This window comes from Pedobacter sp. GQ55 (assembly GCF_059758925.1).
In genome coordinates, this window is sequence record NZ_JCAXEI010000005.1 from 397,273 (window position 1) to 420,976 (window position 23,704).

Consider the following 23,704-nt stretch of genomic DNA (forward strand, 5'->3'; position numbering starts at 1 on the left):
GGTCAAAAGAATTTTATAAAATCAATCTTAAAAAAAGGGGTATGAGAGGTAATGATGTAGTGCTATAGCTCCATTAGAAACTCCACAAGGTTCTTGTCGTGGGGTACATCAAGCTTTTTACGAAGTCTGTAGCGGCGTATTTCTACACCCCTTAGCGAAATGTTTAGCAATGATGCCATTTCCTTACTACTCATATTCATGTGCAGGTATGCGCAAAGTTTTAAATCATTAGGTACAAGATCCGGGTGATTGGCTTTAAGCTTTTTGAAGAAACTCTCATGCGCCTCATTAAAGCTGCTCTCGAATAAATTCCAGTCACGCTCATCGTTCATGCCTTCATCGATAACTTTTTGGATTTTTCTGAGCTGTTCTTCTGCCAATGGTTTTCCGCTTGAATCTTTAAGCTTCAGCATCTCCTGACTTAGTTTCTGCAGTAGCTCATTTTTGTAAACCAAACTCATGGCCGAGTTAGCCAGTTCCCTGTTCTTACCCGCAAGTTCAACCTGCAGCTTCTCTGTTTGTAATTTGATGATTTGCCTTTCAGTTGCTTCTGCTTCTTTTTTAAGGAATTCCTCTTTTTCTGCCTGCAACTTATCAGAAATGGCTTGCTGATCTTTCATCAGCTTTCTTTCGTAAAAGCGCTTGGAAGCAATAAGTAAAAAGACAATACCAATCAGGTATAAAACGAAAGCCCAATTACTGGCATAAAAAGGCGGGAGGATAGTAAATTTAAACTCAGTGTCCTTGCTTATGGTCTCATCATTAATCTTAGCCCTAACAAGGAAGGTATAAGTTCCTGCACTAAGGTTAGTGAAATCTTTTTGCGAGGCAGAACTCCAGTCAGACCATTGTTTAGAATAGCCCTTCAGGAAATACTGGAACTTGATGCTGCTTTGTCTGTAATAAGGAAGTGCGTACGAAATCCTGATGTTGTTTCTGCTAAAAGGTATTTCAATTTCTGAATCTGTATTTCCAACCTCACTAATAATAGAGTAGGTGTCTGTAATATCTTCTATTTTTCTAATTAAAACAGATGGAAGCGCTACTTTTTTACGCTTTAGTGAATCTAACTCATTGTAAATCACAAACCCATCATCAACACTGATCAGATAAATATGGTCGCTGATCTTACTGATGTTTTCATAGTACTGAACCATTCTTCCATCTAAAACACTGAAACGATTAGAATCTATTTCTATCTTTCCCGGTTGAGAAAAATTGATCAGCGCCATTTTACCATGGTTAATAAACCAATATTTCTTATAGTCTGCTTTAATGATCTTATTGGATTGAGAAAAAGATCCAAGTTCTTTATTCAGAGTCGTGTACTTGCTAAAGTTGTTGCTGATCTCGTCGTAGGTTAAAAAGCCCTGGTTGGAAGAATAGATCAGTTTATTTTCAAGGGTGAAGAGATTAATGCCATAAGTACTTGGCAGCCCATTACGCTCGTCGTAATACTTAATGTTTGTGACTGTTTTAAAATCAGGACTCAATACCAATTTATATAAACCTCTGTAAGCATGGCTCACCCAAATGTCACCTTTAGAGTCCTGTTCTACATATCTTGATGGCTCATCAAAACCTTTAATTTTGGAATCAAATTTCCACTGGCCAGCCGGGTCCTTTTTGAATAGTACCAGGCCATTATAAGTACCTTGGATAAGGTAATTGTCGTTCAGCTTTTTAATAACCCAGCCCCCGCTTATACCAGTCACTTTTTCAATTGTGTTTCCGGTAACACTAAAAGTGCCATCGTTGTGGCCACAAAGAAGCTGTCCATCAATCATCCTCAGGTCCCAAACCTGTCCCTGCGATTTGGGTATCAGCTTAAAATCAAAAGAACTGAAGGAGTTGTCTTTACCACCTACCCATGGACTGTAAAAAAGACCCTGGTTGGTTCCTAAATAAATTATGTTCTTATAAATAATGCTCGAATATACGGTGCCAAAAAGGCCTGTCTTATCAAAATAAAAGTAAAGAGGAGAGTTTAATTCTATACGGTCTATGCCGTTATCAAGACCAGCCCATAAGTTCTGATCATCATCCGCATAAATACTAAGTACCGTATAGTTTTGTAAACCACTTGATTTATTGATCCTTTGTACAATGTTTCCATCCTCATCAATAATAATCAAGCCGTTTAAAATTGTACCGTAGGCATAGTATTTCCCTAACACTTTAACCCCGTTATTTAATTGATAGGTTTGCAGGAAGGTGTTTGCAGGCGTATTAAAAGGAGTGTATTTTTCGCCGTCGTATAGAAACAAACCATCTTTGCTGGTACCAATTAATAAACTGCCGTTTTTATAAGGAAGGATCGAAAGTACGCTTCCGGGTAGTGGCGGGCCAATATTTTTAAGAGGGACAAGTTTATCATCACTTAGCTCAAACAGGCCTTTTCCTAAGGCTTCAATTATAAAACGTTTATCTACTTTATGCAGAAACAGAAAGAATGCAGGTATTTTTACAACACTTATTTTCTTGTCATTGTAAATATATATGCTCGAAAAGGACTGGAAGATAACACGTTTGCCCTCTACATAGATTTTCCATATCTCATCAGTCATTTTATGTTCCTTCGGAATAAGGTCGATGAGGGAAGTATATTTTAAACGCTTATGGTCTATTTTCCAATACCCGAATTCACCAAAGCTTCCGGTATAAATTATACCGTTATCATCGGTAGCTACCGAGCGAACAATCTGGCGGTTTGGCATTTCATATTGTTGCCAGTATTTGCCATCGTAAGTTAACAGGCCCTGGGTATTCCCAAAATACATAATGCCGTTTTTGCCTTTGGCAATAGACCAGTTTTGGTTACCGGAAAGGTAAACTGATTTAGGATAATTTTGAATGTAAGGAACCCCAATACTTTTGATGTCGTCTGCAAGAGCAGAAACAGATACAAAACAAAAGATTAAAAATATAAAGTATTTAAGGGGTCCGTTGCTCATCAACAGCTAAGATAGTTGTTTACTTGAAGCGTTTACCGGCTGTGGTACTTTTACATAATATCCTGTTCCATCATAAGGGCGTTTACGAGGATTTGTGGTACATTCAACAGAGCAGCACCCTTGCAAAGCCTCTCCGCATTCATCACATTGTGTGACATGCTCATTGCATTCCGGATTGGCGCAATTGATCATTTTTGGAGTGGTCTTGCCACAATTATAGCATTTAGATACTATTGTTGGGTTTACCGTGTTTACGTCAACCGCAATACGGTTGTCAAAAACGTAGCATTTACCTTCAAAATCTTCACCTCCGGCTTCTTTACCATACTTGATAATCCCGCCATGCAGCTGGTAAACATCATTAAATCCATGATGTAACAGCAAGGCCGATGCTTTTTCGCATTTTATGCCACCTGTGCAGTAGGTAAGTACTTTTTTATCCTTGTACTTAGCAAGCTCATTTATTTTATCAGGAAAATCTCTGAAATTCTCCATATCCAGGGTTACTGCATTTTTAAATTTCCCTAAATTGTGCTCATAGTTTGAACGTACATCAAGTATTATCACATCTTCCTGATCTATCATTTTCTGAAAATCAGCAGGTTCCAGGTGTTTGCCTGTTTGTCTGTTCGGGTCTATGATATGTGGGTCTCTTAATCCCGAGTGTACAATTTCGGCTTTGTAACGACAGTGCATTTTGATGAATGAAGGCTCTTCAACATCATCGATTTTAAAGTCAGTTTTAGCAAATCGTTCATCAGCTTTTATAGCTGCCATGTATGCTTCGCAGGATTCTTTTGTTCCCGAAACGGTACCGTTTAAACCCTCATCAGCAACAATGATGCGGCCAACAAGATTTAAAGATTTGCAAAATGTGAGATGATCAGCAGCAAATTGTTCTGCCTCGGCTATGTGACTATAGCAATAGTAAAGTAGTGTCTGGAATTTTTTCATAATTCATTGATACCGATGCAAACGGCGTTTAATGCGGTGCAAAGTTAAGAAAAAAATAAGTGAATCTGTGTTGAAATGAGATTTGTCGATTCCTTCATAAAAATACTCACTACTTATATAAATGTAATGCGGTTTTAACAGGGATTTACTGGAGGTATTACCCGTGTGATGTTTGGGGCATATCCGCGTTAGGTCCGGGTGAGTACAATTTAAGAATAGACAAATAGGTTTGTAACATTATTGTAAACCTACCACCTTAGTTAGATTATTGTTAAGTTTGTATGCGTTATTTAAAAACACAAATAAAACTAACTTATTATTTATAAAAATGACTAACACTACGATGAGATCATTGTGGTTGACGGCAAGTTTTCTACTTGGATCAACCGTTGGATTTGCGCAAGACAACCTTGTAAATTCATTAAAAAACAACCAAAGCGAAAACAGCGCAACCAGCTTTAAATTTACTCCGGTTATCAATACTGAAGCTACTTCTGTTAAAAATCAAAAATCATCTGGTACTTGCTGGAGCTACAGCACCAACTCTTTTTTAGAGTCGGAAATGATTAGAATGGGTAAAAAACCTGTAGATCTTGCAGATTTATTTACTGCCCGTAATGCTTATGTTGAAAAAGGAATTAACTATGTGCGTATGCATGGGGCCTTAACATTAGGCGATGGTGGTGCATGTCATGATGTAATTAATATGTTTGCTAAATATGGCGCTTTACCTCAGGATGTTTACAGTGGTAATGATTATGGAACTCCTGGGTCATCAGATAGAATGAATAGTCTTACAAAAGCTATTCTGGAAAATGCAGTAAAAGCACCAGATGGTAAGCTTGATCCCAACTGGAAAACTAAATATATAGCCACTATCGATTCTTGCATGGGCGCTGTTCCAGAAAAATTCACTTACGAAGGAAAAGAATACACTCCAAAAACCTTTGCTAAAGAGGTTGTAGGAATCAATCCTGAAGATTATGTTGAACTTTCATCTTTCAATACCTCTCCTTATTATAAAAAAGCAGTTTTAATGGTGCCTGATAACTGGTCATATGATCAGGTGTACAATGTACAAATGGATGATATCACTAAAATTATCGATAATGCTTTAAAAGGTGGTTATAGCGTTGCATGGGCAACTGATGTTAGTGAAAAAGGCTTTAGCTGGAAAAATGGTGTTGCTTATGTTCCTGAAAAGAACTTTGATAGCATGACTGACGAAGAGAAAAAAGCAATGTTCGGTGGTCCGAAGGCTGAAAAAGAAATCACAGTTGATTTACGTCAGGCAGCATTTGATGATTATCAAACTACTGATGATCATGGTATGCAAATTACAGGACTGGCTAAAGACCAGAACGGTAAAGAATATTACATCGTTAAAAACTCCTGGGGTGCTACTAACGATTATAAAGGCTATTTATATGTAACCAAAAACTTTGTGAAATATAAAACCACAGCATTTTTATTGCATAAAAAAGGTATCCCTTCAGATATCCGCAAAAAACTGGATATATAACAGCAAAAGATTTTATTGAAAAGGGACTGCATTACGCAGTCCCTTTTCAATTTAGCAGCTGATGGCTAGAATCCATAATATAGCCTAAAGCCATGATTTACCCTTTTGTTGCCATCGTAAGCAAAGCCATATGTGGCTTTGAAAATTAATCTTTGTAAGCCAAAGTAAAACTCTGTATAATTTCTCTTTACTGGCTGACTCAAATAGTTGACCCCAACAAGTTCTTCGAGTTTTAATTTGCGCAACAGCGGAACTTTATTTGTTAAAAGGCCAGAGAAATTATGTTCAAAATGCGCCTCAAGATACTGACGATCTGTACTGAAAAGATAAAAATCGAGAAATAAGAACTTTCTTAAATTCGGAAGCCCGAGTAAAGAGTTGTTGCCTCTGAAATGTTTCGCCTCCGGGTAGTAAACTGTGTTATTGTTGATGAATTTACCAGCGCCAACAACGAATGATGAGTAACCCCACAAACCAGCACTGATGCGGTTTTGAGAAACTTCTAATGATACCAGATCGTAATCTACATCACTATTGAATAATCCCTTGATGCCTTTTTTATAGGTAAGGTTAATTACCGGATATTTTGACCCCTGGTAAAATTTACCATCAGGGCGGGTTATATATTGCTGATCAATGGTGTAATTTAATGATGCTGTAATTGCTAATGACTTATATGTTGGAAACAATGGTGTTTCTGTATCTGGATTAAAAGGATTGTTAGATGTAAAAGTTTCGCCCTTTAAATCCTTTATTTTGAATGTTGTGGAGTTCTCAAGATTGGTGTGGCGGGCATAATCTGCAGTCAGCGATGCCTGAAGTCCATTGGAGAGTTCCCTTGTTGTACCAATGTTCGCAAATTCCTTTTTATAGAATTTAGAGAAGTTGGTTTCGAACAGTAAGGAGTTAATGGAATTGCCCAAAAGACTCATTGTTCCCAGGTTGTTTAGGTCGTAAATACCGGAACCGGCGCTGATACTAATGTTTGCACGTTTTACGGGGTTGTAGTAGTAATTTGCAGATAGGTTCCCCGTTAAGGTTTTATTAGAAAATCCGTACCTCAGCTCTGGTCGTATGCTGTAATAACGGCTGTCCTGAAGGCGCTTCGTATACGTTACTCCGTATTTAAGCGCAAAACCTTCAACCGTGTTGTAAAATATAGAACGATATATAGGGTCAAAACTATAATACTTCTGAGCGTACCTGTTGTTTATGGTGTATCCTGTTATAGCGGCCTTTACAATTCCAAATTTATTGTTTTCACGTTCTAATGAATCGAGATAATGCTTTGAAACTTTAAGCGCGGCTATGCTGTCCTTTCTCACGTAATCCTGGCTTTCTTCCTTTGTAAGTGGAATCGGCCTGTTATTAAGCCAAAACAGGGAATCTTTTTTATTTACTGCTTTGGTTATTTTGAGGATTTCACCGGTGAAATAGTTTTTCGGAAAGTTCGGGTGGAGATTGTAATTGCTGTAAACCCCAATGTAATAACCCTCGAACTTAAAGCCAAACACATTACCACTAAACTGGAAATTGATGTTCGATGGCATATAAGTGTTCTCGGTTTTAATAAACTGTTGCGAGATATTTAATGTATCAAGAAGGTTGATGCCTGAGTTGCTGGTTAAGTATACCTCAGCGTTAACAAGATGCCAGCTGTCGTCCGTAATATATATAGTACCTCTGAAAACAGGATCGTGTTCCCGGCGGGGAATAATTTGGATTTTATTAACTATCGCGCCGTTTTCTGTAGAAACGCCTATCAATTTGTATCTGTAATAGAGAAAGGCATTTTCGGAAATTGGTGATACAAAGCCACGGGCACTTAGTTTATCTTCTAATAAGATGTTGTCGTAAAAATTTATGATCAGGTCTGATGCTTTATTGAAACTAAAGGCATTGTTGCGGCCGGCAATTTTTGAAGACACCATTTCTTCATGAATCTTATTTGGGCGTTCATATGAAAATGTAGAGGTTGACTCTGATAAATATAAAATCCCTTTTCTGTTGGTATCCAGATTAAGCGTTTTTTGAATGTCTTTTCCAAAAAACTTTTTGGGTGCCCCTACAAGTTTTTGTACACCTTTAATATATACGTCGGCTTTATAAGCCTTTACTTCGGTAAGGTGTTCTTTCCTTTTTTTAATGGCCTGCCTGATGATTTCGTAAGCAGGATCTTCTGCATTGCCATCTATGGTAACTCCGGCCAGGGTGTAAGTTTCCGGTGTTATTACGATGTCTTCTGTCAGGTTATCATTAATAGTGATTTCTTTCTCTAGTGCTTTATATCCAATTGCTTTATAAATAACGGTAAAAGTTCCCTTTTCAACGCTTAGCGAATAAATACCATCCACATTGGCAGAAGTTCCAATGGTCGTATTTTTTATGTAAACAGAAGCAAATGGTACTGATTGTCCTTCTGTGTCTTTTATTGTACCACCAAGTTTAAGCTGTTGTGCTGATAGGCTAAGGGCGCTTATTAAAAGAAATAGCGTTAAAAAAATATTCTTCATTAATTGGATTTAAGGCTTAAATATCGGATTAGTTGTGAATACTAAACAGATTTTTTGTGTTAAAGTTTGCAACCATCGTTTAATTGCTTTACCACCACAAGACGATATTTTTATAACTTTGGTTGCACTAATTATTATAAATATGTACAAAACTTTAAAACCCGTTCTGGAACAAGAACTGGAGCAAATAGAAAAAGACGGTTTATTTAAACGTGAACGTATCATTGTAACCCCTCAGGGAGCCGATATTAAAATCAGCACTGGGCAGGAGGTGATCAATTTTTGTGCAAATAATTATTTGGGACTATCGTCTCATCCGGCTGTTATTGAAGCGGCAAAGAAAGCTATAGATAAATATGGTTACGGAATGTCGTCGGTACGTTTTATATGCGGTACTCAGGATGTTCATAAAGAACTGGAAGCAAAGCTTTCCAAATTTTTAGGTACAGAAGATACCATTTTATATGCAGCTGCATTTGATGCTAACGGTGGTGTTTTTGAACCTTTGTTTAATGATCAGGACGCTATTATTTCTGATGAATTAAACCATGCTTCTATCATCGACGGAGTGCGCTTGTGTAAAGCAAAGCGCTTTAGATATAAAAATGCGGATATGGCAGATTTGGAACAGCAATTAATTGCTGCTAAGGATTCCAGACATCGCATTATTGTTACAGATGGGGCTTTTTCTATGGATGGAGTTGTGGCTCCTTTAGATAAAATTTGTGATTTAGCAGATAAATATGAGGCGCTTGTAATGATTGACGAGTCGCATTGTACTGGTTTTATGGGTAGAACAGGCCGTGGTACTCATGAGCATTTCAATGTGATAGATAGGGTTGACATTATTACAGGTACCCTGGGTAAAGCACTTGGCGGTGCCTCTGGAGGATTTACTTCTGGTAAGAAAGAAATTATTGACATGTTGCGCCAAAGATCTCGCCCGTATTTATTCTCAAATACACTTGCCCCTGCAATTACAGGTGCATCCGTAGCGGTTCTGGATCTTTTAAGTGAAACTACTGACTTAAGGGATAAACTGGAACGTAATACTACTTACTTCCGTGCGAAAATGACTGAAGCTGGTTTTGACATTAAAGATGGTGTACATCCGATTGTTCCGGTTATGCTTTATGATGCTAAGCTTGCTCAGGAATTTGCGGCTAAAATGCTCGAGGAAGGTATTTATGTAATCGGGTTCTATTATCCGGTGGTTGGGCAAGGCAAAGCTAGAATCCGCGTGCAATTATCTGCTGCTCATGAGCAGCATCATTTAGATAAAGCCATCGCAGCATTTACTAAAGTTGGTAAAGCATTGGGTGTAATATAAAACTAAGCGGCTGAGTCTATTTTCTTTATGGAGTGATGCTTCATGACGATTTTTGGACTCAGCCATTATAAATATATTGCATAAATAGCTGTATATTTGTCGCCATGTTACAAGACAAGATAACACAGTATACAGCAGAAATAAATGCTTTCTCGACTGATAAAGCAGATGAATTAGAACAATTCCGTATAAAATTCCTTGGTACTAAAGGAATTATCAAAGATATTTTCGATGAATTTAAGGCCGTTTCACCAGAAGAAAAAAGAACGCTGGGAAAGGTTTTAAATGAATTTAAACAACTTGCAGAAGCAAAATATCAAACACTGAAAGATCAGGGTGGGGTAGCAGAAGTTTCAGCAAGTGCTGATATAGATTTAACCTTGCCTGGTGAGGGGTTTGAAGTTGGAGCCCGCCACCCATTGGCTTTGGTTAGACGAGAAATTATAGAGATTTTTAATAAACTGGGTTTTATTGTAGCAGAAGGTCCGGAGATCGAGGATGACTGGCACAATTTCTCTGCATTAAACTTCCCGGAAGAACATCCGGCAAGAGATATGCAGGATACTTTCTTTATTAAAAAGGGAGGCGAAAAAGGAGACATCGCTTTGCGTACGCACACTTCTTCTGTTCAGGTAAGAATGATGGAGGCGGGTAAGCCCCCATTCAGAGCAATTATGCCAGGTCGTGTTTATCGTAATGAGGCCATTTCTGCAAGGGCACATTGCTTTTTCCACCAGGTCGAGGGTTTGTATATTGATGAGAATGTCTCATTTGCAGATTTAAAGCAAACGCTGTTCTATTTTGTACAGGAACTTTATGGAGAAGGCACAAAAGTTCGTTTCCGCCCGTCTTATTTCCCTTTTACAGAGCCATCAGCTGAAATGGATATTTCTTGTACCATCTGCAAGGGCGCAGGCTGTCAGATGTGTAAGCATAGCGGTTGGGTTGAGATTTTAGGATGTGGAATGGTTGATCCTAATGTTTTGGAAAATTGTAATATTGACAGCAAGAAATATAGCGGATTTGCATTCGGAATGGGGATTGAGCGTATTGCCAACCTAAAATTCGAAATTAAAGATTTACGTTTATTTTCTGAAAATGATGCTCGCTTTTTAAAGCAATATAAAACGTCATTAATATAATGATTAAAAAAATAGTCGGATTATTTCTGTTGGTGATCACTTTTTGGGGATGTGGCAAAGAAAGTGAAATGATTCCTAATGTTTTTGTGGAATATAATGTGACCGTTCAGGAATTTAAGATTAAAGCCAAGAACAATGTATTGCTGGTCGATAATCAGGGTGTTAAAGGCCTGATGATAGTTGCGATTGCTGGTGGTTACAGAGCCTTTGATAGGGCCAGTTCGGTAAACCCTCAAAATGGTGGCTGTGCAGTTGTTCCGGACTCGACCGGAATTACAGCGACTGACCCGTGTACAGGAGCTAAATTTTTGCTGCTTGACGGAACTCCACAAAAAGCGCCGGCTGTACGTAATTTAAAATCTTATACTACATCACTTCGTGGTGGCCTGACTATAAATGTAAGTAACTAATGGAACCAGAGAAAATAAAGGAAAGTATAATCAGGTCTGCAAAAGAGCTATTCAGAAAGTACGGCTATCATAAAACAAGTGTTAATGAGATTGCCAGAAAAGCCAGAATAGCTAAAGCAACTATATATAAGTATTTTGAAAGCAAAGAACAGATTCTGGATGCTATCCTGATGAATTATCTGGACCTGAACCTTCATGAAATTTTAAAAAATAAAGCTCAGTTTGCTGATGAAGAAGAGCACCTTAAGGCGCTTGTAATGAAAACGTGCAGACTTACTTATACAGTTTGTAATGAGTTTATCGGTTGGGATTTTGTTAGGGAAAATGCAAACTCGCAAGATTTTTTAAAGCATTTATCCGATCAGTTGGAGTCTCTATTGCTTTCTGCTTATTTAGAGCTTGATCATTTTAAGAATAACCCATCGCGTAAAGAAGGTCTGGCATTTTTATTAAAAGCAAGCAAGAGCATTGTATTCTCATTCGCCTTTACCTCTGTTAGTGATTCCGACGTACGCAAGAACTTTGTGAGCTTTCAGAAAGAACTTCTTCCCTTCCTGGTAAAAGCCGCTTTGTAGGTTTCTTTACAAAACCTTAACATGTACCGTTTTGGTATTCGGTATAAAAACATCTATATTTGGCTATACACGTCAATATATTATGAGTAGAGAGGTTTTAGAGATTTCTGTAATGGTTGATGAGAAGTTTGATATGAGCTTTAATATGGTTGAGGGCTTTTTCGGTTTAATCCTTAAAGTTTTTGGCAAGTAGAGTTTGATATTGCATTTTCTTTTCTTTTAAAGGTGTTTTGAATGCCTTATGGAGATTAGTATGTCTGAAATTTTATCTAATTTTGCGGCATAATGAGTAGAAATAGAAAAGCCGGAACAGTAACCATCATCCCTAATCTAAGTATTATTGACATTGCCGAAGAGGGCAAAGGAGTTGGCAAAGCAGATGAACTAGTTATATTTGTGGATAAAGCCGTGCCGGGTGATGTGGTTGATGTTCGCATAGTAAAGAAAAAGAAAAATTTTGCTGAAGCAGTAATTGAGAACTTAAATAAGGCTTCTGATCTAAGAGTTGACCCTTTTTGCCCGCACTTTGGCACCTGTGGTGGTTGTAAATGGCAACACATGGGCTACGATGCTCAATTAAAATTTAAACATAAAAATGTAGAGGCTGCTTTACAGCGTCTTGCAAAAATTGATACCTCTGCAATGGAGCCAATTTTGGGTTCTGCAGAAAATAAATACTATCGCAATAAGCTTGAATACACGTTTTCTAATAAACGCTGGTTGAATAAGCAGGATATGGGAGATAGGCCAGAGGATTTAAGCGGTCCGAATGAGGATTTGGAAATGAATGCACTTGGTTTTCACGTTCCACTAAGATTTGATAAAATTCTAGACATCCAGCATTGTTACCTGCAGGCTGAGCCTTCTAATACATTAAGGAATAGTGTTAGGGCTTATGCTTTGGAAAACGGGTTAACTTTTTATGATCTGCGCAATCATGAAGGTAATTTAAGAAACCTGATCATACGCACTTCATCTACAGGTGAGGTAATGGTGGTGGTTGTTTTTGCTTATGCAGAACAAGAACAGGTAGATGGTTTAATGGAACATTTGAAAGTGAATTTCCCGGAGATCACCTCGTTGCTTTACATTCTAAACCAAAAAAAGAATGATACTATTTTTGATCAGGATGTCATTACATATGCAGGTAGAGACCATATTTTTGAGGAAATGGATGGGCTGAAGTTTAAAATTGGGGCTAAGTCTTTTTACCAGACCAATTCTGATCAGGCTCATGAGTTGTATAAAATTACCAAAGAGTTTGCAGGTTTTACTGGTGATGAACTGGTTTACGATTTGTATACCGGTGCTGGTACCATTGCTAATTTTGTAGCAAGAAGTGTAAAACAAGTAGTTGGAATTGAATATGTGCCAACAGCTATTGAAGATGCCAAGTTTAATTCGGAGCTTAATAAAATAGGCAATACTATTTTTTATGCAGGCGACATGAAGGATATCCTGACAAGAGACTTTATTGCAAGTCATGGTAAGCCCGATGTGGTAATTACAGATCCGCCAAGAGCTGGAATGCATGTGGATGTAGTGGAAAGACTGCTTGAAATGGAAGCTGATAAAATTGTTTATGTGAGTTGTAATGCAGCTACCCAAGCCAGAGATTTAGCCCTGTTAAAGGAAAAATATGAGGTAGTTCGTATTAAACCTGTTGACATGTTCCCTCATACGCAGCACGTTGAAAATGTAGTGTTATTGAAATTTGCAGGTAGCACATCGGAAGATACTTTAGAGAATAATTAAGATGGATATAGAAGAATTATTGCCACAGGAACCAGAAGGTGGAAAAGCAGAAGAGAAAAAACAAAGCCCTTTGGTAAGCTTAGAAAAGGATTTAGATTTATATGCAGACTCTATTAAAGAGATTGCCGTAGAAATAATGTTGGAAGGAATATCTGCTAATCCCATTTTTATTGCCCACCAGTATGAAGTAAATATTGGGGAGGTAATTCTGGATAGAAAGGAATTAAATACCGAATGGACTATACAAGCCTCTACTTTCGAAGAGTTTGTAGAAAAAGGTATCATCCAACCGGAAAAAAAAGCATTGTTTTTGAAAAGCTACAAAAAGCCGGAAGACTTTATGTGCGTTTTTGTAATTGTACCTGAAGGGGCTAACTTTATTTATTATCCTTATAAAAATAAAGGATAAAAAAATTCCTGCCAGACATCCGTTTGGCAGGAATAACTAAAAACTAAAACTAAACTTTATTTTAATCGGTTTACATCTCCGCTTTTGCTGGAGTTGTTTTTTACTGACGCACTTCCTTTGTAGTTTATATCACTACCTCCACTGGCACTTGCCTCTAATGCTTTATTAACATGAATGTTCGCATCAGAACCACCACTTGAACTTACTTTTGCGTAATCAACTACGAAATCCAGCGCGTTTACATCGCTGCCTCCACTTGTAGCAACCTCCATATTTGTTGCACTTCCTTTTAAATCAACATCAGAGCCGCCACTTGTGTGCACTGCAACATCTTTAGCAACTACATCTAATTTTAAATCAGAACCTCCTGATGCACTTAGTGACAATCTATCGGTTTTCAGTGTGTTTTGAGTATACACATCACTACCTCCGCTTGCTGATAAGGCTTTTAACGTTTTATAATTGACATAAACTTTGATGCTTTGATTTTTAAATAACTGACCCCAGTTAACACCGTCTTTATATCTGATTTTTAGGTTGTTCCCTTCTTTCTCGATGATGACATTTTTAAGGAGATCGGGATGAGCATTGATACGAATATTCTCGGAATTGCTCTGTGTAAGGTATAGATCTATTCCGCTTGAAACTGAAACTTCATTGAAGTTGGTTATGGAAACGTCTTTATTTTGTTGGGCATTTGATGATATTACAGATGCCGAAAACACAAGTAGTGTTAGTGCTGATTTGAGTATAGATGATGCTTTCATAATTGGTTTTAGATTGAGGGTTTATTGATTAGACGCAACAGAGGCGTAAACGTTGCACGATTTGTAAACTTTTTTTAAACGCATATAAAAATATTTTTATCTAAGTTTGAATATGAACCTTAAAATGGTTCTTTTTGTAGCATAAACAATGTGATACCAGATGGCAGAATCTCAATTACTTATTCTAGATAAAAAACAGATACAGCAAAAGATCAACAGAATTGCATACCAGATTCTGGAAGATAATTTAGACGAGAAGGAAATTGTATTGGCAGGAATATGGGACCGGGGCTATAAATTAGCCTTAAGGCTTAAGAAGGTATTGACAAAAATCTCTGATCTTAAAATCACGATGCTCAGAATAGATCTTGACAGGCTGAATACTAAATTGGTTGCGAATACTGATTTAGATGAGTCGCATTGGAAAAATAAAGTGATCATACTTGTTGATGATGTATTAAATAGCGGTAAAACACTTGCTTATGGTTTAGGTGTTTTCCTGAATACACCACACAAAAAAATCCGTACTGTGGTCCTGGTAGACAGGAGCCATAAAATTTTCCCAATAGCTACTGATTTTGTTGGCCTGGAGATGGCTACTGTTTTAAAGGAACATGTTGATGTGGTTATGGATGTTGAAGGTGAGGAAGACAGGGTTTATTTAAGCTAGTCGTTTGCATTTGAGGCTAATTTTTCTCATTTTAGAGGGATGTACCAGTCCCAAAAAAGCCCTGTAATTTTTAAGTTCTTTTCCTGGTATGTTACATATATCATAAAGAAGGACTTTTCTTCGTACAATTTTAATCAACTTCAGATCAAAGAAAATGAGGCCGTTCTTTTATTGGCCAATCATTTTAGCTGGTGGGATGGCTTTTTGATGTTTTATTTAAACAAAAAATTGTTTAAGAAACAGTTTCATGTACTGGTTACGAAAGAGGATTATGAGAAGTTATGGTTTTTAAAATATTTGGGCGCTTTTGCTGCAGAAACGAAAGGAAAGGATGTGGTGCAAACATTAACATATGCAGGGAGCTTACTTGATGATCCCGATAATTTGGTGCTTATGTTTCCCCAGGGAAAACTCTATACAAGCTACATCGGTAGCATAACTTTTGAAAAAGGGGTGATGCAGGTTGTGAATGCTTCCAAGAAGAAATTTCAAACTATATTTTCCGCTAATCTTACAGATTATTTTGGCGGCAGAAAACCAGAGGCAAGGAGTTACCTCGCTACCTGGGAAGCGGAGGAGTATGTGAGTTTGCAGCTACTCAAAAGTGAGTATAACAAACATTATGGATATGCAGTTAAAAGCCAGAGTAAAACAATATGATCACTTTTGTTTATGCTGTGCTTGTATTTCTTGTGCTGCGGTTTTCAGTTACGTTATTTAATTTCTTATCCAATCCAAAACTCGGCTATTACGGGAAACACTTTACGGATAAGGTTTCAGTTATCATTTCTTTGTCGGATGAAAATGATGATCCTTCTTCATTGATAGCATCTATCAATGCTCAGGATTATACGAATGTAGAAGTTGTTGTTAAAAAACATTCAGAGACAACAGAAAAAGCAGTAGCTGAAACAACTGGCGGCTTTATTCTTTTCTTAGATGTTAATACAATTATTAATAAAGGGCTGATAAACAATCTTATTTGTCGTGTTAAGGTGTTTGATCTGGACTTGTTGAGCATAGTTCCTAATCGTAGATTTTGCGGATTATTTAGCCGGTTGGTTTATCCTTTAAGTGATTTCATTTTGTTGAATCTTTTGCCGTTAAGATTGGTGAGATTGAGTGCCCATCAAATATTTGCAACAACTAATACCGGATGCATGTTTTTTAAAGCAAGTAGCTATAAGTCGAGTGACTGGCATGGGAAAACAGAAGTTTTACTTGCAAATAAGTTCGCTTATATTGATGAAAAGATAGGATTTGATAAGGTCTCATCGCAATTGCTGGTGACATTTGGAAATAACATATTGGCCGTGTTAATTTACCTGGTGCTGGTTATTGCCGGACCTATTATTGTGTTGATCAATTTTGAACCGGTATTTTTGGTTTTACCTTTTGGATTGATTTTTCTAAGCAGGGTAATGATATCTTTTCTTACGGCACAAAATCCTTTTGTAAATGTTTTGCTCCACCCAATTCAAATGATCATGCTTTTTGGACTGTTATTAAAGGGGCTTTGGATTAAGGTATTGACATCAGTCAAACATAAGATATAAGAATATGAAACTCTTTTTGTGTAATTTTGTATATTATTAGTGTCAGAAGAAAGATGAAATACGATTTAACCGTTACTATAGATAAGGCGTCGGGCTTTTGCTTTGGGGTAGTTTATGCTATTGATATGGCTGAAGATATTTTAGATCATGAGAATTATTTGTATTGCCTGGGCGATATTGTGCATAACGATGAAGAGGTTAAGCGGTTAACTGATAAAGGTTTAAGGATAATCGATCATGAGCAATTGCAGAGCTTAAAGAAGGAGAAAGTTCTGATCAGGGCTCATGGAGAAGCTCCAACTACTTACCAGCTTGCATTGGAAAATGAACTGACATTAATTGATGCTTCTTGTCCGGTTGTTTTAAAACTTCAAAACAGAATTAAGAACTCACACGATGATGAGGAGCAAATTCTGATTTTCGGTAAACATGGTCATGCGGAAGTAGTGGGCTTGCAGGGGCAAACTGATGGCAAAGCTATTGTTTTTCAGGATTTGGCAGAGTTGGATCATGTAGATCTGCCTTCGAAATTCACTTTGTATAGTCAAACAACTAAGAGCACGGATAAATTTTACCAGATAAAAGACGAACTCATAAATAGGGGATATGACATTAAGGCAAACGACACCATTTGCAGACAAGTTTCTAACCGTTATACTGATCTGGAGAAATTTGTGGTAAACTATGATAAGATCATATTCGTTTCGGGGAAAAAATCATCTAACGGAAAGGTTTTATATGATGTTTGCAAAAAGTATAACAACAATTCATATTTCATTTCAAATATTGAAGAAATAGATTTCAACTGGTTTTCTCCTAAAGATAAGGTTGGAATTTGCGGTGCTACATCTACGCCTATGTGGTTGATGGAAGAGGTTAAAGCCTTTCTCCAAAATCATTAAAAAGTAATTATTGTTTTTACGGAAGATTATAAAAGTATAATAAGTTAATTTTGGGCCGAATTATGGGAAAAAAGGGCGTTTTATTAGTGAATTTGGGAACTCCGGATAGTCCGGAAGTAAAAGATGTACGCAAATATCTTGATCAGTTCTTGATGGATGAGCGTGTAATTGATATTAATGCTTTTAACCGTACACTATTGGTTAAAGGTATAATTGTTCCTTTTCGCAGCCCTAAAACTTCAAAATTATATAAAGAAATCTGGGATGAAAACGGATCCCCATTACTATATTATAGCAAAATACAAGCTGCATTAGTTCAAGAGAAATTAGGAAATGAATATCATGTTGAACTGGCAATGAGGTATCAGAACCCTTCGATTCAGTCTGCTTTAGATAAAATGAAAGCCGGTTTGGTCGAAAGTATAAAGATAATTCCTTTGTTTCCTCAATATGCTTCTGCTAGTAGTGGTTCTGTAATACAGAGTGTAATGGAAATTGTAAGTAAATGGACCACTATACCTCCGGTTTCATTTGTAAATTCATTCCACGATAACGAATTGATGCTAGATGTTTTTGCAGAAAATGCAAAGAAATATCAGCCTGAGACATATGATCACGTATTGTTTAGTTTTCACGGGCTTCCGGAGCGACAACTGTTAAAGTGCGACCATACGGGTAATTACTGTCTGAAAAAGGACAATTGCTGCGAAACTTTAAACGATACCAATAAGTTTTGTTACTCTGCTCAGGGCCACGATACAGCAAGGTTACTTGCTGAGAGATTGAATATTTCCAGAGAAAATTATACTGTTTGCTTCCAATCGCGTTTGGGCAAAGAGCCATGGGTACAGCCATATACAACCGACGTATTAAAGAAGCTTGCTGCTGAAGGAAAAAAACGTTTACTTGTATTTAGCCCTGCCTTTGTGGCCGACTGCCTGGAAACACTTTATGAAATTACCGTTGAATATCATGAAGAATTTAAGGCCTTAGGTGGCGAGCATGTTCAGTTGGTTGAAAGCCTGAATGATCATCCAAAGTTTATTGATGCCATTGCAGAAATGGCGGTGAGCTAAAAATTTTGAGCGATGTATTTAATGATCTGATCTGTTGATCCGGTTTTAGTATGCACATATCTTTTTGCAAGATCACCCGAAGTTTTATGCGCTGTAAGTTTTTGGAATGCACTAAATAATTCTTCAGCGTTGTTAATGCTAATAGCAGCATTTATAGAAATCAGGTCTTTTGCCTCTTGAAATTTATCGTATTTGGGGCCAAAGATTACAGGTATTCCAAATGCGGCAGCCTCCAGGGTATTGTGTATCCCTACCCCAAATCCCCCGCCTATATAAGCGATTTGTCCGTACTGATAGATAGATGATAAAAGACCAATGTTATCTATTATCAGCGTTTGGGCATTAATAGATTGATCTGTAAATGCTGAATACTTAACTGCTTCAGGGATAAGTTTTACAATTTCGTCTATGTGCGCCTTATCTATTTCATGAGGGGCAATGATAAATTTCCAGTTTGGGTGGGCGCTAATGAGTGCGGCTAGTAAACGCTCATCAGCTGGCCAGGTGCTTCCTGCAATAAGGGTACTCTTGTTATCACAGAATTTTCTGATTGTTTCAAATTCCTTTGGCGATTTTGCATTCTCTGCGACCCGGTCAAACCGGGTATCTCCGCTGATACTTACATTGTTTATGTTTATTTGACTGAGCAACTGTTTGCTTTCCTCGTTCTGCACAAAAAAGTGATTTACAAAACTTAAAATTTTGCGGTTAAATGAACCATACCATTTAAAGAAAATCTGATCGGGTCTGAAAATACCGGATATAATGTAAAGTGGGATGCCAGATTTGTGAAGGGTTTTGAAATAATGATACCAATACTCATATTTAGTGAACACCGCTATTTCAGGATTTATTGCCGCAATGAGTTCTTTGGCATTACCGGGTGTATCAAGTGGCAGGTAAAATACCCCGTCAGCCAAGGCGTAGTCTTTTCTGATCTCATATCCCGATGGGGAGAAAAAAGTGATTATGATTTGTTTTTCGGGATAAGTACTTTTAATTTTTTCTAATAAAGGCCGACCTTGTTCAAACTCTCCAAGTGAGGCGAAGTGAAACCAGATATTTGACTTAGCGGGATCTATCTTTTTTAGTATTTTTTTGAAAATATTCTTTCTTCCTTGAACAAAAAGTTTAGCTTTATTATTGAACAGGGAGAATATTTTAATAATTAAACCATAAAGTTGAATCGCGATATTATAAAGCAAAAGCATTTTGTGTTTATTTCTTATCTTAGCCGAAGATACTTCAATAAAATTAAAACCGAATTAATATATGAAAATAGCCGTAATAGGAACAGGGTACGTAGGTTTAGTTACCGGTACTTGTTTGGCCGAAACTGGTAACGACGTAATATGCGTTGATGTTAATGAAGCCAAAGTGCTCAAAATGCAAAATGGTGAAGTTCCTATTTATGAACCCGGATTAGATGTTTTATTTCACAGAAATATTGCTCAGGGAAGGTTAGTTTTTACTACTGATCTTGCAGCCGGAATTAAGGATGCACAAATTATTTTTATGGCTTTGCCTACGCCTCCAGGTGGCGATGGTGCGGCAGATCTATCGTATATTTTAGGAGCAGCAAAAGATATTTCTAAGTTGGTTACTGAATATAAGATAGTTATTAATAAATCGACAGTTCCGGTTGGAACAGCAGATAAGGTGCAGGCTGTTTTCAAAGAAAATACTTCAGTAGAAATTGATGTGGTTTCTAACCCTGAGTTTTTACGTGAAGGTGTAGCTGTAGATGATTTTATGAAACCTGATAGGGTGGTTATTGGTACCAGTAGTGAAAAAGCGAAGAAATTGCTTTTGGAGCTATATGGCCCGTATGTTAGACAAGGAAATCCGATATTGTTTATGGACGAACGATCGTCCGAGCTGACAAAATATGCTGCTAATTCATTTCTTGCTACCAAAATCACATTTATGAATGAGGTAGCTAATTTATGCGAAATTGTAGGGGCTGATGTTGATGCGGTACGTAAAGGTATTGGATCTGACGCCAGAATTGGCAAAAGGTTCTTGTTCCCAGGTATTGGTTATGGCGGAAGTTGCTTCCCTAAAGATGTACAAGCATTAGCCAAAGCTGCAGATGAACATAATTATGATTTTCAGATTCTGAGGGCAGTAATGAATGTGAACGAAAAACAGAAAGTTGTATTGGTTGATAAGCTTTTAAAATATTATAAAAATGATTTAAAAGGCAAGCATTTCGCTTTATGGGGCTTAGCCTTTAAACCTGAAACAGATGATATCCGTGAGGCACCAGCTTTGTATATTATTAAAGAGCTAGTGAAACACGGTGCAACGGTTACTGCATTTGACCCGGAAGGAATTGATAACGTAAAAGCGTTGATAGGGGATGAAATTCAATATTCAACCAATCAGTACGAAGCTTTGGAAGGTGCAGATGCATTATTGATTGCAACCGAGTGGTCTGTTTTTAGAAATCCTGATTTTGAAAGAATGGAGCAGACATTGACTAACAAGGTTATTTTTGACGGCCGTAACCTATACGACTTAGAAAAGATGATTGACTTAGGTTATTACTATAATAGTGTAGGCCGTAAGCTAATAAACTAATGGGACGTAAAAGAGTTTTAATAACCGGTGCTGCCGGTTTTCTAGGATCGCATTTGTGCGATAGGTTTATAAAAGAAGGCTATTATGTTATTGCCATGGATAACCTGATAACAGGGGATCTGAAAAATATAGAACATTTATTTGGTCTGGAGAGTTTTGAATTTGCACATCATGATGTTTCGAAATTTGTTCATGTATCTGGTAAGTTAGATTATATTCTACATTTTGCCTCGCCTGCAAGCCCTATTGATTACCTTAAAATTCCTATTCAAACCTTAAAGGTTGGATCTTTAGGAACACACAATCTGTTAGGTTTAGCAAAGAATAAAAAAGCAAGGATGCTGATTGCTTCTACTTCAGAAGTTTACGGAGATCCAAATGTAAACCCACAACCTGAGGAATACTGGGGAAATGTTAATCCGGTTGGGCCCAGAGGGGTTTATGACGAAGCCAAACGTTTTCAGGAAGCGATGACTATGGCTTATCATACCTTTCATGGCGTGGAAACACGAATAGTTAGGATTTTTAATACTTATGGCCCTAGAATGCGACTAAATGATGGACGTGTTTTACCTGCTTTTATTGGTCAGGCCTTAAGAGGTGAGGACTTAACCGTGTTTGGTGATGGGTCTCAAACCAGGTCTTTCTGCTATGTTGATGATCTGATAGAAGGTATTTACAGGTTATTGTTAAGTGATTACGTGATGCCGGTAAATATTGGTAACCCGGATGAGATAACAATTAAGCAATTTGGAGAGGAGATTATTAAACTAACAGGAACAAGTCAGAAACTGGTTTTAAGAGATTTGCCGGTGGATGATCCGAAACAGCGCCGCCCGGATATTACAAAAGCAAGAGAGATTTTGGGCTGGGAACCAAAAGTTAGTCGTGCAGAAGGATTAAAGATTACCTACGAATATTTTAAATCGTTGCCAGCTGATGCTTTAATAAACAAGGAACATAAAGATTTTACAACATATAATCGTTAATAAGAATGTCTAAAATATTAGTAACTGGGGGAACCGGTTTTATTGGTTCACATACAGTAGTTGAATTGCATAATGCAGGATATGAGGTGGTAATTATTGATGACCTCTCTAATTCTAACCCTAAAATACTTGATCAAATAGAAGCAATTATAGGAATTAAGCCAGAATTTGTTCAGCTTAACCTATGTGATGAAGCAAAGGTAAATGAATTTGCAGCGAAAAATACTGATATTGGTGGAGTGATCCACTTTGCAGCTTTTAAAGCAGTTGGAGAATCTGTACAACAGCCACTAAAGTATTATAAAAATAATTTTTATTCGCTAATTAACCTGATTACTGCGTTTAACAGTTCAGTTAAATTGGTGTTTTCTTCATCATGTACCGTTTATGGCCAGCCAGATGTACTGCCGGTAACTGAAGCGGCTCCTACAAAAAAAGCAGAATCGCCATATGGCAATACAAAACAGATAGCTGAGGAAATTTTGCAGGAAACCTGTGCAGTTACACCTTCGCTAAATGTAATTTCACTTCGTTATTTTAACCCGGTAGGTGCGCACGAAACTGCCTTAATCGGTGAGTTGCCAATTGGTGTTCCTCAAAACCTTGTCCCATTCATTACACAGTCGGCCATTGGAAAGCGCGGACCAATAACTGTTTATGGTAATGACTATGATACTCCAGACGGTAGTGCAATGAGAGATTATATTCATGTGGTAGATTTAGCTAAAGCACATGTTGCAGCTATTAAACGCCTGGAAGGTAGTAAAGCAGATTCAAATTACGAAGTGTTTAACTTAGGCACCGGAAAAGGATCTTCAGTATTACAAATTATTGATGCCTTTGAGAAATCAACAGGACAAAAACTGGATTACACTATTGGAGCCAGGAGAGAAGGTGATATCGAGAAAGTTTGGGGTGATGTAACAAAATCTGCGAGAGATTTAAACTGGAAGGCAGAATTGGATATTGATGTAATGATGTCGTCTGCCTGGAACTGGGAGAAATACCTAAAAGACAATCCATTTTAATATGCTGTTAAGCGAGCATAAGGACCTTAAACTGGAGATAAAATCTCTTCCTGAAAAGGAAAAGGATAAATTATTGCTCAGACTAATTGCAAAGGATAAGGTTTTAACGGAACATTTGCACTTTAAGTTGCTCGAAGACGAACATGATCTGGTAGAACGGTATGAAAAACTATTGGCAACTATAGATGGAACGGCCAAAGAGCTTTTATCTAATAGAAAACTCACTTCAAAGGATACGCTATTGAAAATGCGCAAATTAAATGGGAGCATCAGTCATCATTTTAAGGTAACAAAGGATGTTACTACAGAAATGGAGTTGAGAATTCATTTATTAAACCAAACTCCAATAGATTTTAATGAGGGTATTTTTTCGCCACTGCATAAGTTCAATGAAAAACTTTCTGTTTACTTTGTTAAGTCGACAGTTTCAGTATTAAATAAATTTTACAAACTACATGAAGACCTGCAGTTTGATTTAAAGGATCGATTAAATGCTGTGCTCGCTAAAATATATCAAAACAGAACATCTTCGGTAGCTCTGGAACTTGGACTGCCTAAAGAATTATAGA

Annotated in this window: 22 protein-coding genes; 17 read left to right on the forward strand and 5 right to left on the reverse strand. The window is 37.3% G+C overall.

Annotated elements, in window-relative coordinates; genetic code table 11:
- Positions 1-62: 62 nt before the first annotated feature.
- Both AC6CH7_RS16110 and trhO read right to left on the reverse strand, forming a co-directional pair.
- On the reverse strand, positions 63-2,954 hold the full coding sequence (locus AC6CH7_RS16110; RefSeq protein WP_498263723.1) for a ligand-binding sensor domain-containing protein: 2,892 nt from the start codon (positions 2,952-2,954) through the stop codon (positions 63-65).
- A gap of 6 nt (positions 2,955-2,960) precedes the next feature.
- On the reverse strand, positions 2,961-3,908 hold the full coding sequence (gene trhO / locus AC6CH7_RS16115) for an oxygen-dependent tRNA uridine(34) hydroxylase TrhO (protein WP_498263724.1): 948 nt from the start codon (positions 3,906-3,908) through the stop codon (positions 2,961-2,963).
- 328 nt (positions 3,909-4,236) lie between these two features.
- On the opposite strand from trhO, the gene AC6CH7_RS16120 reads away from it, so the two are divergent.
- Positions 4,237-5,430, forward strand: coding sequence for a C1 family peptidase (locus AC6CH7_RS16120; protein ID WP_498263725.1), 1,194 nt, complete (start codon positions 4,237-4,239; stop codon positions 5,428-5,430).
- 65 nt (positions 5,431-5,495) lie between these two features.
- On the opposite strand, the gene AC6CH7_RS16125 is transcribed toward AC6CH7_RS16120, so the two are convergent.
- Positions 5,496-7,943 carry a DUF5686 and carboxypeptidase regulatory-like domain-containing protein gene (locus tag AC6CH7_RS16125; protein ID WP_498263726.1) on the reverse strand — a complete coding sequence of 816 codons (2,448 nt, stop codon included), beginning with the start codon at positions 7,941-7,943 and terminating at the stop codon, positions 5,496-5,498.
- A gap of 142 nt (positions 7,944-8,085) precedes the next feature.
- Between AC6CH7_RS16125 and kbl the strand changes: the two genes are divergently transcribed.
- From kbl to AC6CH7_RS16160, 7 genes are all read left to right on the forward strand, one after another.
- Positions 8,086-9,273 carry a glycine C-acetyltransferase gene (gene kbl / locus AC6CH7_RS16130; RefSeq protein ID WP_498263727.1) on the forward strand — a complete coding sequence of 396 codons (1,188 nt, stop codon included), beginning with the start codon at positions 8,086-8,088 and terminating at the stop codon, positions 9,271-9,273.
- 104 nt (positions 9,274-9,377) lie between these two features.
- Positions 9,378-10,415: a phenylalanine--tRNA ligase subunit alpha gene (gene pheS / locus AC6CH7_RS16135; protein ID WP_498263728.1), complete on the forward strand. Its 1,038-nt coding sequence runs from the start codon at positions 9,378-9,380 to the stop codon at positions 10,413-10,415.
- Positions 10,415-10,825 (forward strand): Rieske (2Fe-2S) protein, encoded by a 411-nt coding sequence (locus AC6CH7_RS16140; RefSeq protein WP_498263729.1) that lies wholly within the window; start codon positions 10,415-10,417, stop codon positions 10,823-10,825. Before pheS ends, AC6CH7_RS16140 begins: the two co-directional genes overlap by 1 nt.
- The gene (locus AC6CH7_RS16145) at positions 10,825-11,400 is read left to right on the forward strand and encodes a TetR/AcrR family transcriptional regulator (RefSeq protein ID WP_048903726.1); all 576 of its coding nucleotides are present in this window, start codon (positions 10,825-10,827) and stop codon (positions 11,398-11,400) included. The genes AC6CH7_RS16140 and AC6CH7_RS16145 overlap by 1 nt, the downstream gene beginning before the upstream one ends.
- An 82-nt stretch (positions 11,401-11,482) precedes the next feature.
- Entirely contained in the window at positions 11,483-11,593 is a 111-nt protein-coding gene (locus tag AC6CH7_RS16150) for a phenylalanyl-tRNA synthetase subunit alpha (protein WP_498263730.1), read from the forward strand.
- Between the two features lie 92 nt (positions 11,594-11,685).
- A complete protein-coding gene (rlmD, locus tag AC6CH7_RS16155) occupies positions 11,686-13,155 on the forward strand; it encodes a 23S rRNA (uracil(1939)-C(5))-methyltransferase RlmD (RefSeq protein ID WP_498263731.1) in 1,470 nt (489 codons plus the stop codon).
- A 1-nt stretch (position 13,156) separates the two neighbouring features.
- The gene (locus tag AC6CH7_RS16160) at positions 13,157-13,564 is read left to right on the forward strand and encodes a hypothetical protein (protein ID WP_498263732.1); all 408 of its coding nucleotides are present in this window, start codon (positions 13,157-13,159) and stop codon (positions 13,562-13,564) included.
- Positions 13,565-13,620: 56 nt separating this feature from the next.
- Here AC6CH7_RS16160 and AC6CH7_RS16165 read toward each other — a convergent pair whose 3' ends face one another.
- Positions 13,621-14,331 carry a head GIN domain-containing protein gene (locus tag AC6CH7_RS16165; protein ID WP_498263733.1) on the reverse strand — a complete coding sequence of 237 codons (711 nt, stop codon included), beginning with the start codon at positions 14,329-14,331 and terminating at the stop codon, positions 13,621-13,623.
- 160 nt (positions 14,332-14,491) lie between these two features.
- Here AC6CH7_RS16165 and AC6CH7_RS16170 point away from each other — a divergent pair, with 160 nt between their 5' ends.
- From AC6CH7_RS16170 to hemH, 5 genes are all read left to right on the forward strand, one after another.
- The gene (locus AC6CH7_RS16170) at positions 14,492-15,001 is read left to right on the forward strand and encodes a phosphoribosyltransferase family protein (RefSeq protein WP_172659395.1); all 510 of its coding nucleotides are present in this window, start codon (positions 14,492-14,494) and stop codon (positions 14,999-15,001) included.
- A 39-nt stretch (positions 15,002-15,040) separates the two neighbouring features.
- Complete coding sequence (locus AC6CH7_RS16175; RefSeq protein WP_498263734.1) at positions 15,041-15,661, forward strand: 1-acyl-sn-glycerol-3-phosphate acyltransferase; 621 nt, start codon at positions 15,041-15,043, stop codon at positions 15,659-15,661.
- The gene (locus tag AC6CH7_RS16180) at positions 15,658-16,557 is read left to right on the forward strand and encodes a hypothetical protein (RefSeq protein WP_498263735.1); all 900 of its coding nucleotides are present in this window, start codon (positions 15,658-15,660) and stop codon (positions 16,555-16,557) included. Before AC6CH7_RS16175 ends, AC6CH7_RS16180 begins: the two co-directional genes overlap by 4 nt.
- A 53-nt stretch (positions 16,558-16,610) precedes the next feature.
- A complete protein-coding gene (locus AC6CH7_RS16185) occupies positions 16,611-17,459 on the forward strand; it encodes a 4-hydroxy-3-methylbut-2-enyl diphosphate reductase (RefSeq protein ID WP_498263736.1) in 849 nt (282 codons plus the stop codon).
- Between the two features lie 62 nt (positions 17,460-17,521).
- On the forward strand, positions 17,522-18,535 hold the full coding sequence (gene hemH / locus AC6CH7_RS16190; protein ID WP_498263737.1) for a ferrochelatase: 1,014 nt from the start codon (positions 17,522-17,524) through the stop codon (positions 18,533-18,535).
- Here the strand turns inward: hemH and AC6CH7_RS16195 are convergent.
- Positions 18,532-19,746, reverse strand: coding sequence for a 3-deoxy-D-manno-octulosonic acid transferase (locus tag AC6CH7_RS16195; RefSeq protein WP_498263738.1), 1,215 nt, complete (start codon positions 19,744-19,746; stop codon positions 18,532-18,534). The two genes, hemH and AC6CH7_RS16195, sit on opposite strands and share 4 nt — an antisense overlap.
- Before the next feature lie 61 nt (positions 19,747-19,807).
- On the opposite strand from AC6CH7_RS16195, the gene AC6CH7_RS16200 reads away from it, so the two are divergent.
- The 4 genes from AC6CH7_RS16200 to AC6CH7_RS16215 are packed head-to-tail and all read left to right on the forward strand — an operon-like array spanning position 19,808 to position 23,703.
- A complete protein-coding gene (locus AC6CH7_RS16200; RefSeq protein WP_498263739.1) occupies positions 19,808-21,118 on the forward strand; it encodes a UDP-glucose dehydrogenase family protein in 1,311 nt (436 codons plus the stop codon).
- A complete protein-coding gene (locus tag AC6CH7_RS16205) occupies positions 21,118-22,107 on the forward strand; it encodes a UDP-glucuronic acid decarboxylase family protein (protein WP_498263740.1) in 990 nt (329 codons plus the stop codon). The genes AC6CH7_RS16200 and AC6CH7_RS16205 overlap by 1 nt, the downstream gene beginning before the upstream one ends.
- A 5-nt stretch (positions 22,108-22,112) precedes the next feature.
- Positions 22,113-23,135: a UDP-glucose 4-epimerase GalE gene (gene galE, locus AC6CH7_RS16210; protein ID WP_498263741.1), complete on the forward strand. Its 1,023-nt coding sequence runs from the start codon at positions 22,113-22,115 to the stop codon at positions 23,133-23,135.
- A 1-nt stretch (position 23,136) separates the two neighbouring features.
- Entirely contained in the window at positions 23,137-23,703 is a 567-nt protein-coding gene (locus tag AC6CH7_RS16215; RefSeq protein WP_498263742.1) for a hypothetical protein, read from the forward strand.
- Position 23,704: the final 1 nt, after the last annotated feature.